The organism is Pseudomonas sp. JZ134 (genome assembly GCF_051027695.1).
GTDB lineage: Bacteria > Pseudomonadota > Gammaproteobacteria > Pseudomonadales > Pseudomonadaceae > Chryseomonas > Chryseomonas luteola.
On the sequence record NZ_CP069250.1, the window covers coordinates 3,018,930 to 3,033,444 of the forward strand.

The 14,515-nt window shown below is 55.3% G+C and carries 14 protein-coding genes; 2 read left to right on the forward strand and 12 right to left on the reverse strand.

The annotated features are described in order from the left end of the window. Positions 1-35: 35 nt before the first annotated feature. From surE to JQR86_RS14085, 5 genes are all read right to left on the reverse strand, one after another. Positions 36-785 carry a 5'/3'-nucleotidase SurE gene (gene surE, locus JQR86_RS14065; RefSeq protein WP_010797406.1) on the reverse strand — a complete coding sequence of 250 codons (750 nt, stop codon included), beginning with the start codon at positions 783-785 and terminating at the stop codon, positions 36-38. Next, positions 773-1,831, reverse strand: a complete 1,059-nt coding sequence (gene truD / locus JQR86_RS14070; protein WP_407362986.1) for a tRNA pseudouridine(13) synthase TruD — start codon at positions 1,829-1,831, stop codon at positions 773-775. The genes surE and truD overlap by 13 nt, the downstream gene beginning before the upstream one ends. After that, complete coding sequence (ispF, locus tag JQR86_RS14075) at positions 1,828-2,301, reverse strand: 2-C-methyl-D-erythritol 2,4-cyclodiphosphate synthase (protein ID WP_010797404.1); 474 nt, start codon at positions 2,299-2,301, stop codon at positions 1,828-1,830. Before ispF ends, truD begins: the two co-directional genes overlap by 4 nt. Before the next feature lie 84 nt (positions 2,302-2,385). Then, positions 2,386-3,237 (reverse strand): S-formylglutathione hydrolase, encoded by an 852-nt coding sequence (gene fghA / locus JQR86_RS14080; protein ID WP_150347877.1) that lies wholly within the window; start codon positions 3,235-3,237, stop codon positions 2,386-2,388. A gap of 60 nt (positions 3,238-3,297) precedes the next feature. Continuing rightward, complete coding sequence (locus JQR86_RS14085; RefSeq protein WP_019364454.1) at positions 3,298-4,410, reverse strand: S-(hydroxymethyl)glutathione dehydrogenase/class III alcohol dehydrogenase; 1,113 nt, start codon at positions 4,408-4,410, stop codon at positions 3,298-3,300. A gap of 104 nt (positions 4,411-4,514) precedes the next feature. Between JQR86_RS14085 and JQR86_RS14090 the strand changes: the two genes are divergently transcribed. Then, positions 4,515-5,399 carry a LysR substrate-binding domain-containing protein gene (locus JQR86_RS14090; protein ID WP_083397954.1) on the forward strand — a complete coding sequence of 295 codons (885 nt, stop codon included), beginning with the start codon at positions 4,515-4,517 and terminating at the stop codon, positions 5,397-5,399. A 298-nt stretch (positions 5,400-5,697) separates the two neighbouring features. Beyond that, complete coding sequence (locus JQR86_RS14095; RefSeq protein WP_434153769.1) at positions 5,698-6,864, forward strand: hypothetical protein; 1,167 nt, start codon at positions 5,698-5,700, stop codon at positions 6,862-6,864. A 4-nt stretch (positions 6,865-6,868) separates the two neighbouring features. Here JQR86_RS14095 and ispD read toward each other — a convergent pair whose 3' ends face one another. The 7 genes from ispD to JQR86_RS14130 all read right to left on the reverse strand — a co-directional run bounded on the left by ispD (position 6,869) and on the right by JQR86_RS14130 (position 14,424). Next, complete coding sequence (gene ispD, locus JQR86_RS14100) at positions 6,869-7,600, reverse strand: 2-C-methyl-D-erythritol 4-phosphate cytidylyltransferase (protein WP_434153770.1); 732 nt, start codon at positions 7,598-7,600, stop codon at positions 6,869-6,871. Beyond that, complete coding sequence (locus JQR86_RS14105; RefSeq protein ID WP_010797398.1) at positions 7,597-7,875, reverse strand: septum formation initiator family protein; 279 nt, start codon at positions 7,873-7,875, stop codon at positions 7,597-7,599. Before JQR86_RS14105 ends, ispD begins: the two co-directional genes overlap by 4 nt. 163 nt (positions 7,876-8,038) lie before the next feature. Continuing rightward, positions 8,039-9,328 carry a phosphopyruvate hydratase gene (eno, locus tag JQR86_RS14110; protein WP_010797397.1) on the reverse strand — a complete coding sequence of 430 codons (1,290 nt, stop codon included), beginning with the start codon at positions 9,326-9,328 and terminating at the stop codon, positions 8,039-8,041. A gap of 79 nt (positions 9,329-9,407) precedes the next feature. Continuing rightward, positions 9,408-10,253, reverse strand: coding sequence for a 3-deoxy-8-phosphooctulonate synthase (gene kdsA / locus JQR86_RS14115; protein WP_019364450.1), 846 nt, complete (start codon positions 10,251-10,253; stop codon positions 9,408-9,410). A gap of 5 nt (positions 10,254-10,258) precedes the next feature. Beyond that, on the reverse strand, positions 10,259-11,887 hold the full coding sequence (locus tag JQR86_RS14120) for a CTP synthase (protein WP_019364449.1): 1,629 nt from the start codon (positions 11,885-11,887) through the stop codon (positions 10,259-10,261). A 165-nt stretch (positions 11,888-12,052) separates the two neighbouring features. After that, positions 12,053-13,390, reverse strand: a complete 1,338-nt coding sequence (gene tilS / locus JQR86_RS14125) for a tRNA lysidine(34) synthetase TilS (protein WP_150347881.1) — start codon at positions 13,388-13,390, stop codon at positions 12,053-12,055. Positions 13,391-13,473: 83 nt separating this feature from the next. Next, a complete protein-coding gene (locus tag JQR86_RS14130) occupies positions 13,474-14,424 on the reverse strand; it encodes an acetyl-CoA carboxylase carboxyltransferase subunit alpha (protein WP_019364447.1) in 951 nt (316 codons plus the stop codon). Positions 14,425-14,515 lie beyond the last annotated feature (91 nt).

Sequence of the window (14,515 nt, forward strand, 5' to 3'; positions counted from 1 at the left end):
GATCCCATGACGCTGCATATGCTCTTGCCCCTGATTCATCGAAACATCTCCTCTAGAACAGCCAGTCCGGCAAACCCTTCATGGAAGGTCCGATCCAACTGTAGCGGCGTAATCGATACGTAACCTTGCATCACCGCATGAAAATCCGTGTCCGGGCCGCTGTCTTCAGCATCACCCGCGACTGCGATCCAGTACCCTTCCTTACCCCTGGGATTAACGTCCCTGACCGGAGGCTTGGCACGTGCACGATGGCCCAACCGGGTCAGCCGCACCCCTTTAATATGTTCAAGCGGCAGGTTGGGTATGTTGACATTCAGCACCGTACGCGGCGGTAGATCAAACTGCGTATGGGCCTCGACCAGCTGCCGGGCGATTTGCGCGGCCGCCGGAAGATTATCCGGAAGCCGTGACAAGAGCGAGAAGGCAAAAGCCGGACGATCAAGAAAGCGACCTTCCAGTGCCGCTGCCACCGTTCCCGAGTATAGAACGTCATCGCCCAGGTTGGCGCCCAGGTTGATACCTGATACGACCATATCGGGCGTATGCTCCAGCAGACCGTTGATGCCCAGATGCACACAATCGGTAGGCGTACCGTTTATACCGATATAACCATTAGGCAACCGTTGTGGATGCAAGGGACGATCCAGCGTCAAGGCGCTGCTGATTCCACTCATATCCGTCAATGGCGCTACCACGGTGCACTCGGCATAGTCGTCCAGCGCCGCATGCAAGGCAGCAATGCCGGGTGAAAGAACGCCGTCATCGTTGGCAATCAAAAGTCGCATGGAGTATCCGTCTGTCCTGCCGTGGCCAGCGAGACGAGCTCACGCACTACAACGGTAGCAAAGCAGCCAGCCGGCAAGACGAAATCAAGTTGCAGAATGTCAGGCTCGGGATAATGCCATGACAAACCGTTAATAGGGAGGCGAAGAATGCGCCGTTCATGCCGAAGCCCCGCATCAGCAAGCCAGGCGGGCAATCCGGCCGCATCGGCGGCTACACCCTGTTCTTCCTGTTGGACTGCGCCACCGGCAGGTGAGTCACCTTCTCCCCAGAGCGGGCCGGTAGGGTGAAGGTCAAGGGCCGCCAGCCGGGGGTCGGAGCACTCTGCCTCCCCCGCAGGGAAAAAGCTGCGGCTGTCAGTGAAGGCCAACAGATCGCCAACCCTGGCCACATTCCAGCTTCCGGCGGCAACACGTTGCGCCAATACCTGATTGAACAGGTAGCTACGCGCTGCGGACAGTATGCGGGAACGGCGATTACGCTGTTCGGGCAGCGTGCCCTGCTGTGCGAAATGTCGCGCCTCGTCCAGGTTGCCACCCTCGTACCCGAAGCGTTGCAGTCCGAAGTAGTTCGGTACACCTTCAGCTGCTATCTTGCTCAGCCGCTCCTCCAGCTTATCCCTGTCAGCCGCCAGCTCGGTCAGCCTGAGCGTGAATCCATTGGCTGCGTGAGCGCCGCGCTGAAGCTTACGGCGGTGCCTGGCCCGCTTCAGGATGCACAGGGCATCGCCTTCAGCAGCGCTGAGCTCAGGGTCGGTCTTTCCTGGAAGATGCAGGCTGAACCATTGACGCGTGAGCGCCTGTCGATCCTTGAGCCCTGCATAACTGATGGCCCGTAGCGGAACACCAGCCGCGCGCGCCAAACGACGTGCAGCCTCCTCTGTGTTGAGGCCTCGCTTCTCGACCCAGAGCCAGAGATGTTCACCCTCGCCTTCCAAGGGAATATCGAGCACCTCGTTCACCTGAAAGTCTTCGGCAGTCGCCTTCAATACAGCGGTACCACAGACCGGTCCATGAGCCGGCGGGCCTAGCAGTTCGATTTCAGTCATACCGGAAGCAACAACGCTACTGCATGCACGGCAATGCCTTCCTCACGCCCGACAAATCCCAAGCGTTCTGTGGTGGTTGCCTTTACATTGACCTGATCAAGCTCAACCTGCAGATCTTCTGCAATCACACGACGCATGGCATCGATGTGAGGGGCCATCTTGGGAGCCTGAGCGATAATCGTGGCGTCGACGTTACCAACCTTGAAGCCCTTTTGCTGGACCAGACCCAACACATGACGTAGCAATGCTCGGCTATCGGCACCCTTGAACTGCGGATCGGTATCTGGGAAGTGCTTACCGATATCGCCCAGTGCAACCGCTCCCAGCAGGGCATCTGCCAAGGCATGCAGAACGACGTCACCATCCGAGTGAGCAACCAGTCCAGAAGTGTGGGGAATCTGTACACCGCCCAGCGTGATGAAGTTACCTTCACCGAAACGATGGACATCATAGCCGTGGCCAATTCGCATAAATAAAAACGCCCTGAAGGATCAGGGCGTCAATTCTACCGGGGTAATCCGTAAACGTCGCCGTTACCGAACACGCAAGTTCGATCAATCGATCAGCGCGCGGGCATGATGACGCAAATGATCCTCGATAAAGGTGGCAACGAAATAGTAACTATGGTCATAACCAGGCTGCAGACGCAGGGTCAAGGGATGACCGACACGGGTAGCTACCTGCTCCAATGCCTCTGGTTTGAGCTGCTCGGAAAGAAAGCTATCCTGCTCCCCTTGATCCACAAGAACAGGTAGTCGTTCCTGCGCTTTTTCCATCAGTGCACAGGCATCCCACTCAGCCCAGGTGGAACGGTCTTCCCCCAGATAATTGGAAAACGCCTTTTGCCCCCAAGGACAATTCATCGGATTTACGATAGGTGAAAAAGCCGAAACCGAACGATAGAAACCAGGATTACGCAAGGCGCAGACCAAAGCACCATGGCCTCCCATCGAATGGCCGCTTACGCCACGCTTCTCTGACACCGGGAAGTTTGCCTCGATGACAGCAGGCAGCTCCCTCACAACGTAATCATGCATCCGATAGTGTTTGGCCCAGGGCTCGCGAGTGGCATTTAGATAAAAGCCCGCTCCCAGTCCAAAGTCCCAGGCACCTTCAGCATCATCGGGCACGTCCGGACCACGAGGGCTGGTATCCGGTGCTACGAGTAACAGTCCTAACTCAGCAGCTACTCGATGCGCGCCAGCCTTCTGCATGAAGTTCTCATCGGTACAGGTCAGCCCTGACAACCAGTACAGGGCTGGCAGCTGTGTTTTCTGCTCAGCTTGAGGAGGCAGATAGACAGCAAAAGTCATCTCACAGCCCAGAACCGTCGACCGATGCTTGTAGCGCTTGTGCCAGCCGCCAAAAGACTTCTGGCATGAGACCAATTCCAGCGTATTGCTCATGGATAGCTCCTTATGGGCAGAGACAGGCCCGACGTTGCAAGACGCCGGACCCATGCATGATCAATAGTGGATAACCGTACGAATGCTCTTACCTTCATGCATCAGATCAAAGGCATCGTTGATCTTGTCCAGCCCCATGGTGTGGGTAATAAAGGTATCCAGCGGAATTTCGCCCTTCTGGGCCTTATCGACGTAGCCCGGTAGCTCGGTGCGACCTTTGACGCCTCCGAACGCACTGCCCCGCCATACACGCCCCGTAACCAGCTGGAATGGACGTGTACTAATTTCCTGACCAGCGCCAGCGACACCAATAATGACCGACTCACCCCATCCCTTGTGGCAGCATTCCAGTGCAGCACGCATAAGCTTCACGTTACCCACACACTCGAACGAGTAATCCACGCCGCCATCCGTCAGCTCGACTATCACTTCCTGGATAGGCTTGTCGTAGTCGTTGGGGTTGACGAAATCCGTAGCCCCGAGCTGCTTGGCAATTTCAGCCTTAGTAGGGTTGATGTCGATGGCGATGATACGTCCCGCCTTGGCCATGGTCGCACCGATTACCGCTGACAGGCCAATACCACCCAAACCGAAGATGGCTACAGTAGCGCCCTCTTCCACCTTGGCAGTGTTCAGTACTGCACCGATCCCAGTAGTAACACCACAGCCGAGCAGGCAGACTTTCTCCAGAGGCGCTTCCTTGGGAATCTTGGCCAGCGAGATTTCCGGCAATACCGTGTACTCAGAGAACGTGGAAGTTCCCATATAGTGATAGATCGGCTGGCCTTTATAAGAGAAACGGGACGTGCCGTCCGGCATGAGCCCTTTGCCCTGGGTAGCGCGAATGGCTTGGCACAGGTTGGTCTTGCCGGACAGGCAAAACTTGCATTTGCCACATTCCGGGGTGTACAGCGGAATGACATGATCACCTACGGCAACGGACGTCACTCCCGGACCAACCGCTTCGACGATACCGCCGCCCTCATGCCCAAGGATCGCAGGAAAAATACCTTCCGGATCAGCACCGGACAGTGTGTAGGCATCGGTATGGCAGACACCTGTCGCCACGATACGAACCAGCACCTCGCCCTCTTTAGGCGGGGCAACATCTACTTCAACGATTTCAAGGGGCTTGTTAGCCTCAAAAGCAACAGCAGCGCGTGATTTAATCATGGAGGTCGTCATCCATCTGGTGATACGGTACGTCTAGTGTATGAGCTTTGATTCAGTTAATAATCCAACGTACTGCAAAATATTATTGCCATACAGGGATAATCATGAGCGCCTGGGAAGGCTTGGATGAGTTCGTTGCGGTTGCTGAAGCAGGTCATTTCAGCTTGGCCGCCGAACGGCTTGGTGTTTCCTCATCCCATGTCAGCCGACAAATCGCCCGACTGGAAGAACGTCTGCAGACACGCCTGTTCTATCGGAGCACGCGCAGTGTCGTGCTGACCGAGGCCGGACAGACCTTTCTTCAGCATTGCCAACGCCTGCAGGATGCCCGCGAGGAAGCACTTCGGGCCGTCAGTGATCTGTCCAGCGAGCCCAAGGGATTGCTACGCATGACATGTGCAGTGACCTACGGGGAGCGCTTTATCATCCCCCTGGTAAACAGCTTCATGGCACTGCACCCGCAATTACGTCTGGAAATAGAGCTTTCCAACCGCACGCTGGACCTGGTGCAGGAAGGCTTCGATCTGGCAATCCGCCTGGGCCGGCTAAACGATTCTCAACTCATAGCAACCAAGCTTGCGCCTCGCATCATGTACCTTTGCGCTGCGCCACGCTATCTCGAGCGCTTCGGCGCTCCCCATGCCCTGTCAGAACTGGCACGGCATAACTGTCTGATCGGTAATAGCGATGTTTGGACCTTTCAGGAAGATGGACGGGAAATCCCCATCAAGGTTGCAGGAAACTGGCGTTGCAACAGCGGCCAGGCCGTTCTGGATGCAGCACTAAGAGGCTTTGGTCTGTGCCAGCTGCCGGATTACTACGTGGCTCCTCACCTGACACGAGGGGAGCTGGTCTCCCTGCTGGAAAACCGGCAACCGCCCAACACAGGCGTATGGGCGCTGTATCCACAGCGGCGCCACTTGTCCCCGAAGGTCAGGCAACTGGTGGACTACCTCAAAAGCAATCTGGTCACCTATCTTCAGAGCTGACGCGAGAGTTGCCAGCGGAGACGCCATACGTCCAACGGTTGGAACCCGCCGTTGCCGGGCTCGTCGTACCTATATGGAACATGAAAGGGTCATGCTCCAAACAGTCGAATCCCAGAGGTCAGAACGGCACCGCATTCTTGAGCATTCTGCATCGATACTTTCAAAGCGATGTGAAGCCGAAAGCGGATACGTTCTGCCTTGCCGGATTCAGCGAGGAGCCGGCTCTGCCTGGTCTATACCAGGTGCCACGCTCATTCGTAGTTGACGAACCCTCCATAACCATAGCGAGGAAGCCGCCATGTACGGACCCATCACCAAAGCAACATTGGCTGAACTAATGGAAAAGCATGAGCCGCCATGCCTATCGATTTACATGCCTACCCATCGGAGCTTCCCAGAGCGCACGCAGGACCCGATCCGCTTCAAGAATCTGGTCCGCGACCTGAGAGCCTCTCTGGAACAGCAATTCCCCGACGCTCCCAGCGATACGCTACTCAAGCCATTCGATGAATTGGTTGATAACCGCGACTTCTGGAATCACACCCGTGATGGTGTCGCCGTCTTTGGTGGCAAAGACTATTTCATGGTTTATCCGTTGCAGCGCAAGGTGCCTGAGGTAGCCCTTGTTAACTCTCAGCATTATCTAAAGCCCATTCTTCGTATTGCTCAGTCAGCAGATCGTTACCAGATTCTGTGCTTGTCTCGTAATCAGGTACGCCTCTTTGAAGGCAACCGGGACGTATTGGATGAAGTTGAGCTGGCGCCTCAAGTACCCCGCAATCAAGATGAGGCATTAGGTTCAGAACTAACGCCCAAGGATCAGATTGGTAACACCAACGGCTTTGGTGGAGCGAGCGAGCGTGGCGACCCCATGATTCACGGCTCTGGTGGAAGTGGTAAGCAAGAGCAGATCGATATCGACTGTGAGCGCTTTTTTAGAGCTGTCGACCGAGCCATTACTGAACACCACTCCAAACCCTCCGGACTACCCCTTATTTTGGCTGCGCTCCCGGAAAATCAGACCGTTTTCCGTCATGTCAGTCACAACCAGCAGCTTTTGGAAAAAGGTATTTCTATCGGCCAGGGTGCCCTGGATACAGAAATGCTGCGCCAGGAAAGCTGGAAGCTCATGGAGCCTATGTACTTGAAACGCCTGAATGGCATTCTTGACCAATACGGCGAATCCCGTGGCCAAGGCTTGGCCTCCGATCAACTGGAAGAAATTGGAAAAGCCACTGCTGAAAGCCGTGTAGCCATGCTGCTGGTAGAGGCTGATCGCCAGATACCCGGGCTGCTTGATCGGGAAAGTGGCGAGCTGCACCCCTCCAAACCCGCTGGAGCTGAAACAGCCGATGTGCTGGATGAGCTGATCACCTACGTCATGGAACATGGCGGCGATGTGGTCGTTGTACCCCGTGAACGTATGCCGTCCAAGACGGGGGCAGCGGCAGTGTATCGCTTCTAAAGGGTCAGGTCGTGGGCGTCGGTTCGTGCCGGCGCTCATGCCAAAGTTGCGTCAGCCAGACCAGATCCTCGGGCCGCGTAATCTTGATGTTATCACTTCGCCCTTCTATCACGCGGGGTCTATAGCCCGCCCACTCCATAGCAGAGGCTTCGTCCGTGATCATGACGCCAGCAGTCAATGCATCACTGAGCGCTTGTCTCAGATGGCCCAATCGAAACATCTGGGGTGTATAGGCCTGCCAGATGACACTACGATCTACTGTCACCTCAACCCGGCCATAGGGGTCGACACGCTTTAACGTATCCTTGACTGGAATAGCCAGTAATCCCCCAACCTCATCATCAGCCAGCTCCTGCAATAGCCGATCAATGTCGCTCTGAGCCAGATTAGGTCTTGCTGCATCATGTACCAATACCCAGTCAAGATCAGATGCGCCGCAGGCTTCCAGCCGCATAAGGCCGTTCAATACAGAGTCGGCACGTTCCTTCCCACCAGTAGCCCGGGTAATCCGATTATCCGTAGCGCAGGCAAGACCAGGCCACCATCTGTCATCAACCGCCAGGCTAACGACTATGCCCTGCAGGGAAGCATGATCCAATAACGCAGAAAGCGTGTGCTCAATGACCGTTCGGCCCGCCAGATCCAGATATTGCTTGGGGCGATCCGCTCGCATGCGCGAACCGATACCCGCTGCCGGAATAACGGCCCAGAAAAGAGGTAATGAGGTGTTTATCATTTGGACTGCAGGTAAAGGGTCTCACCCTCTCTAACCATACCGAGCTCATGGCGAGCCCGCTCTTCAACCGTCTCCATGCCCTTTTTCAACTCGGCAACTTCCGCCTCGAGGATCCGGTTGCGTTCAAGCAGCTGCTTATTTTCCTCATCCTGACTGGAAATCTGCTCACGCAGCTCTTTTACCTGCGCCAAACTGCCATCACCTACCCACAGGCGATACTGCAGGCCGGCTAATGCAATGATCAGGACAGGAAACAACCAGTAAGGGCTACGCATTGGCTTTACGGTTCAAAGCAACAAGTTAAGTGAGCTAATGAGAACATACTTAAAACAAGAGCAGGAAGGAAATGATGCCTATATCGATAAGCGACACTTCAATCCTGCTCTTTTAACACATCATTTCGCAACAGCGGAGCGGCTTGCGCCGCTCACTGTGAACTCAGCTACGAAATTCGGCACGTCCACGGTACGGTGCTTTTGCACCAAGCTGCTCTTCGATACGAAGCAGCTGATTGTACTTGGAGACCCGGTCTGAACGGCACAGTGAGCCGGTCTTGATCTGCCCTGCCGCAGTACCCACGGCAAGATCAGCAATCGTTGCGTCTTCGGTCTCACCCGAGCGGTGAGAAATAACTGCTGTATAACCAGCAGCCTTGGCCATCTGGATGGCTTCCAGCGTCTCGGTCAGAGAACCGATCTGGTTGAACTTGATGAGGATGGAGTTACCGATACCTTTCTCGATCCCTTCCTTGAGAATCTTGGTATTGGTCACGAACAGATCGTCACCTACCAGCTGCACCTTGTTGCCGATCTTATCAGTCAACGCCTTCCAGCCAGCCCAGTCGGACTCATCCATACCATCTTCGATAGAGATGATCGGGAAACGCTCGCTCAGACCTGCAAGATAATCGGCAAAACCAGGAGCATCGAACGTCTTGCCTTCGCCAGACAAGCTGTACTGACCGTTTTCATAGAACTCGCTGGAGGCGCAGTCCAAGGCCAGAGTGACATCCGTGCCCAGCTTGTATCCGGCCTTTTCAACCGCTTCGGCAATAGCACCTAGGGCATCTTCGTTGGAGGACAGGTTCGGGGCAAAGCCACCTTCATCGCCCACGGCAGTATTCAGGCCACGCGCCTTGAGAACCGCCTTCAGGTGATGGAATATCTCAGCACCCATGCGCAGGGCATCAGCGAAGCTTTTTGCGCCAACCGGCTGGACCATGAACTCCTGGATGTCGACATTGTTATCGGCATGCTCGCCGCCGTTGATGATATTCATCATCGGAACCGGCATGGAGTACTGACCGGGCGTGCCGTTCAGCTCTGCGATATGGGCATACAAGGGCAGATCTTTATCCTCGGCGGCCGCCTTGGCAGCTGCCAGGGATACCGCCAAAATGGCGTTGGCGCCCAGCTTGGACTTGTTCTCAGTACCATCGAGCTCGATCATCGCCTTGTCGAGCGCTTTCTGATCCGATGGGTCCTTGCCAATAAGAAGATCACGGATCGGGCCGTTTACATTACCAACGGCTGTCAGAACACCCTTGCCCAGGTAACGGCTCTTGTCGCCATCACGCAGTTCCAATGCCTCGCGGGATCCTGTGGATGCACCAGAGGGCGCACAAGCCCTGCCGACGATACCGTTATCAAGAATCACCTCGGCTTCCACGGTAGGGTTACCGCGGGAATCCAGAATTTCCCGGCCTTTTATGTCGACGATCTTTGCCATTGTTATACGCTCTCCATGGTTCTGGTCAGGTGCAAACTGCACCTTCGGCTTCTTATTTGGAACTAAGTTCAGCGGAGCATCAGGCGGTTTCGATTGGAGTGAACGACTTCACCAGTTCATCCAGTGCCTTTAGCTGAGCCAGGAAGGGCTCCAGCTTGTTCAATCGAAGTGCGCAAGGGCCATCGCACTTGGCACTGTCAGGATCAGGATGTGCCTCCAGGAACAGACCTGCCAGTCCCTGACTCAAACCGGCCTTGGCCAGATCGGTAACCTGTGCACGACGACCACCTGCGGAATCGCTGCGACCGCCAGGCATCTGCAGGGCATGGGTCACGTCAAAAATGATCGGGTAGTCGAATTGCTTCATGATGCCGAAGCCCAGCATGTCGACTACCAGATTGTTATAACCAAAGGACGTGCCACGCTCGCACAGGATCAACTGATCATTACCCACTTCCTCACATTTCTTCAGGATATGCTTCATTTCCTGAGGCGCGAGGAACTGGGCTTTCTTGATATTTATAACGGCATTGGTCTTAGCCATGGCGACTACCAGATCCGTCTGCCGGGACAGGAAAGCCGGCAGCTGGATGATGTCGCATACTTCTGCAACCGGTGCCGCCTGATAGGGCTCATGGACGTCCGTGATAACCGGTACATTGAAGGTCTTCTTGATCTCTTCAAAGATCTTCATGCCCTCTTCCAGGCCTGGGCCACGGAAAGAGTTGACCGAAGAACGGTTGGCCTTGTCGAAGCTGGCCTTGAAGATATAAGGGATACCCAGCTTCTGCGTTACCTTCACGTACTCTTCGCAGATCTGCATCGCCAGATCGCGAGACTCAAGCACGTTCATTCCGCCAAACAGCACGAACGGCTTATCGTTAGCCACTTCGATAGTACCGACACGAATCGTTTTCTGAGCCATAGTCATCAAGCCTTATTAGCGTATTTCAGAGCCGCATTCACGAAACCGCTGAAGAGCGGATGACCATCACGCGGGGTAGAGGTGAATTCCGGATGGAACTGGCACGCCACAAACCAGGGATGATCCGGCGCCTCGACGACCTCCACCAATGCACCGTCGCCGGAACGGCCAGTGACCTTCAGGCCCGCCGCCATGATTTCGGGCAGCAGGTTGTTGTTCACTTCGTAACGGTGACGGTGACGCTCAACGATTACGTCTTGCTGGTAGCAATCATGTACCAGTGTACCTGAAGACAATTGGCACTCCTGAGCTCCCAGGCGCATGGTGCCCCCCAGATCCGAAGCTTCTGTACGGATTTCGGTAGCGCCGGACGCATCCTGCCACTCGGTAATCAAACCAACCACCGGGTGCTGACCAGACTTGTCAAATTCGGTGGAGTTGGCATCGGTCCAGCCTAATACGTTACGGGCGAACTCGATTACCGCTACCTGCATGCCCAGGCAGATACCCAGGTACGGAATCTTGTTCTCACGTGCATACTGAACCGTGCGAATCTTGCCTTCTACACCGCGCAGACCAAAACCACCCGGCACAAGGATCGCATCAACGCCCTTGAGCAGATGGGTACCCTGCTGCTCGATATCTTCCGAATCGATATAGCGCAGGTTGACCTTTGTACGGCTCTGGATACCGGCATGCGTCATCGCCTCGATAAGCGACTTGTATGCATCCAGAAGCTCCATGTACTTGCCAACCATGGCAATGGTTACTTCACGCTCAGGGTTGAGCTTGGCATCGACCACACGATCCCATTCGCTCAGGTCAGCCTGACCGCATTCGAGGCCAAAGCGCTCTACCACGAAATCGTCCAGACCCTGCGCATGCAGAACGGAAGGAATACGATAAATCGTATCCACGTCTTCCAGAGAGATGACGGCACGCTCTTCCACGTTAGTGAACAGCGCAATCTTGCGGCGGGAAGAACTGTCTACCGGATGATCGGAGCGGCAGATCAAAACATCAGGCTGCAGGCCGATGGAGCGCAATTCCTTTACCGAGTGCTGAGTCGGCTTGGTCTTGGTTTCACCCGCGGTTGCAATATAGGGCACCAACGTCAGATGCATCAACATGGCACGGCGAGCGCCGATTTCCACGCGCAACTGGCGTATGGCTTCCAGGAAGGGTTGGGACTCGATGTCACCTACGGTACCGCCGATTTCGACCAGCGCCACATCCGCATCACCTGCGCCCTTGATAATACGGCGCTTGATTTCATCGGTAATGTGAGGGATTACCTGAACGGTTGCGCCCAGGTAATCGCCGCGACGCTCCTTGCGCAGCACATCCATGTAGATGCGACCGGTCGTGAAGTTGTTGTCCTGAGTCACTGTAGTGCGAATAAAACGCTCGTAGTGACCCAGGTCGAGATCGGTCTCGGCACCGTCATGGGTGACAAACACTTCGCCGTGCTGGAATGGGCTCATGGTACCTGGATCGACGTTGATATAGGGATCCAGCTTGAGCATGGTGACCTTCAAGCCCCTCGCTTCCAGAATGGCGCCCAAGGAAGCCGAGGCAATGCCTTTCCCCAATGAAGAAACAACACCGCCCGTGACGAAGATGTAGCGCGTCATGAATTTTCCTAGAAATCTGTAGTTAGGCGGAAAGCCGCCGGGAAGCGAGGGAGGCCTAGAGGCCTCGGTTGAGCACGGTAATACTTCATGCCCAACGCACACCGGTTGTTACGTAAACAACAAGTGCGGTACAAGACGGGAGCGTAGTCTACAACAAAGTGCCTTTCAGCTCAAACGCTGGCCGCTCGTCGCAGGAACCCACTCGAACCGCCAGTGCTGATCGGCTGGACCACTGAGTCCAGACAGATTCGCAATGGCTATCAACTGCCCGTTACAAAACAGCAGCGGCAATCTGCCGCGCAAGAACGTCGGCACATGATGCTCATTCAGGAGCCGTTTGAGATCTCTGTGCCCGCGCCCAGGGACAGCCATGATTTCTCCTCCCTGACGATAGCGGACTTCAAGTGATCCCGAGGGCCGCTGACCAACGATATACACTTGTCCATTGCCACCCAACGCTACCTCCGACTCCTTTTCAGGCCACTGACAAGGCACACAGGCGGCGCCCAACCACTGATGCGGTAACCACCAGAGCCGTCCCGCCCCCCGATGTATCTCACCGCTTTCCAGCACCCAGACGGGACTGGCCGAGGGACTGGCATCCCGCAATGCAGCCCAGCCCACCCAATGATCAGTATCTGGCATACGGCTATATCGATCTAACCAGTGGCGAAGTGCGTTGCGCTGACGGTGCTCGCTCAGCTGCCTGATAATCTCAAGTTCGAGACTTGGAAGCGGCAACCAAGGAAATGCAGTAGCTGTCTGTGCGGCAGACAAGTCCATGGCAGCGCACTCTTCAAGAATAGCCAGCGCCTCGGCCATATGCCCTGCACTGCGGGCAACGCTGGCTGAAGCCTGCGGCCATCGTAAGCGCAGTCGAGTGAGAATCTCATGGCGCAGGAAGTTACGATCCTGAACAACCTGTATGTTACTAGGATCTTCCACCCACTCCAGCTTTTCCGCTAAGGCATAACGTGACAGTTCAGCTCGAGGAACAGACAAGAAGGGTCTTACCAGGCGCCCCTCAGCCATTGCACGCGAGGTCGCCATGGCAGACAAACCTTTTACCCCAGCTCCACGCAGCAGTCTTAGCAGCAGAGTCTCTGCCTGATCGTCCTGATGCTGAGCCACTAGCAGAACTTCATGCTCTCTAACGTGCCGCGCAAAGGCGGCATAGCGTGCATCCCGGGCCGCTCGCTCCAGGCTTGAATTCTGATCCACTTGTACATGCTCGACGCTCAAGGGAACCTGGAGCAGGTCACACATCTGCCGACAATGCTCCACCCACTCGTCAGCCTCTTTAAGAAGACCATGGTGCACATGAATCGCATGTAGCGACGGCACCTGTCTGCAGAAGGACAGCCGCGATAAAACATGCAGAAGAACCGAAGAATCCATGCCACCTGAAAATGCGATATGCCATCGCTTGGCATGCAGATAGGGCGTCAAGACCTTCAGGACGTTGTCAGCCAGGGGGGGAAGCGGGACATCAGAAAGGGACATGGCTGCCCATCAATGAATACACATTATTCATGTAAACAGCTTAGGCATATGTCCGGCATAGGCCGGACATACATGGAGACAGATCAGGAAATGCCATAGCTCATCAGACGCTCGTAACGACGCGTCAACAACTCTTCGCTGGAGAATTTCTTGAGCATATCAAGCTGATCTACCAGAGCTTCACGAATGGAAGCAGACATTACAGCGGGATCACGATGGGCACCGCCCAGTGGCTCATCGATAACGGTATCTACAATACCCAGCCCCTTTAAACGCTCCGCAGTAATGCCCATGGCTTCAGCCGCATCAGGCGCCTTCTCGGCAGTTTTCCAGAGAATCGAGGCGCAGCCTTCAGGCGAAATCACAGAGTAAGTCGAATGTTGAAGCATGTTCAGCTGGTCGCACACGCCAATTGCCAGGGCGCCACCAGAACCACCCTCGCCGATCACGGTTGCGATGATAGGCGTTTTCAAACGCGACATGACACGCAGATTCCAGGCAATCGCCTCGCTTTGTCCACGCTCTTCGGCATCGATCCCCGGATAAGCACCGGGAGTATCGATAAACGTCAGAATCGGCATCTTGAAACGCTCGGCCATTTCCATCAGACGGCAGGCTTTACGGTAACCTTCCGGGCGAGGCATACCAAAATTACGACGTACCTTTTCACGCACCTCACGCCCCTTCTGATGACCAATGACCATGACGGGTTGATCATCCAGCCGAGCGATACCGCCAACGATGGCTGGATCATCGGCGAAATGACGGTCGCCATGAAGCTCTTCGAAATCAACGAAAAGATGGCTGATATAGTCCAGCGTGTAGGGCCGCAAGGGGTGACGCGCCAGACGAGCCACTTGCCAGCTGCTCAGACTACCGAAAATACTTTTGGTCAGTGCCTGGCTCTTTTCCTGCAGCCGGGCAATCTCGTCACTGATGTTCAGCGAATTGTCATTACCAACCAAGCGAAGCTCTTCAATCTTGGCCTGGAGGTCAGCGATCGGCTGTTCGAAATCGAGATAGTTCGGGTTCATGAGTATCCGTCTTGCAATCTTGAGCCAGCGGCCGGGTCGCCTACCTTAAAAGATCAGGCGGATCAGGTCGAGGCCGGCAGATCAATTATCG

Coding starts and splice junctions, on each gene's coding strand:
- ispF (WP_010797404.1), bottom strand. CDS start 2,301: ATGCGAATTGGCCACGGCTATGATGTCCATCGTTTCGGTGAAGGTAAC.
- JQR86_RS14090 (WP_083397954.1), top strand. CDS start 4,515: ATGAGCGCCTGGGAAGGCTTGGATGAGTTCGTTGCGGTTGCTGAAGCA.
- tilS (WP_150347881.1), bottom strand. CDS start 13,390: ATGTCCCTTTCTGATGTCCCGCTTCCCCCCCTGGCTGACAACGTCCTG.
- JQR86_RS14105 (WP_010797398.1), bottom strand. CDS start 7,875: ATGCGTAGCCCTTACTGGTTGTTTCCTGTCCTGATCATTGCATTAGCC.
- fghA (WP_150347877.1), bottom strand. CDS start 3,237: ATGAGCAATACGCTGGAATTGGTCTCATGCCAGAAGTCTTTTGGCGGC.
- JQR86_RS14130 (WP_019364447.1), bottom strand. CDS start 14,424: ATGAACCCGAACTATCTCGATTTCGAACAGCCGATCGCTGACCTCCAG.
- eno (WP_010797397.1), bottom strand. CDS start 9,328: ATGGCAAAGATCGTCGACATAAAAGGCCGGGAAATTCTGGATTCCCGC.
- kdsA (WP_019364450.1), bottom strand. CDS start 10,253: ATGGCTCAGAAAACGATTCGTGTCGGTACTATCGAAGTGGCTAACGAT.
- truD (WP_407362986.1), bottom strand. CDS start 1,831: ATGACTGAAATCGAACTGCTAGGCCCGCCGGCTCATGGACCGGTCTGT.
- JQR86_RS14120 (WP_019364449.1), bottom strand. CDS start 11,887: ATGACGCGCTACATCTTCGTCACGGGCGGTGTTGTTTCTTCATTGGGG.
- JQR86_RS14095 (WP_434153769.1), top strand. CDS start 5,698: ATGTACGGACCCATCACCAAAGCAACATTGGCTGAACTAATGGAAAAG.
- JQR86_RS14085 (WP_019364454.1), bottom strand. CDS start 4,410: ATGATTAAATCACGCGCTGCTGTTGCTTTTGAGGCTAACAAGCCCCTT.
- ispD (WP_434153770.1), bottom strand. CDS start 7,600: ATGATAAACACCTCATTACCTCTTTTCTGGGCCGTTATTCCGGCAGCG.
- surE (WP_010797406.1), bottom strand. CDS start 785: ATGCGACTTTTGATTGCCAACGATGACGGCGTTCTTTCACCCGGCATT.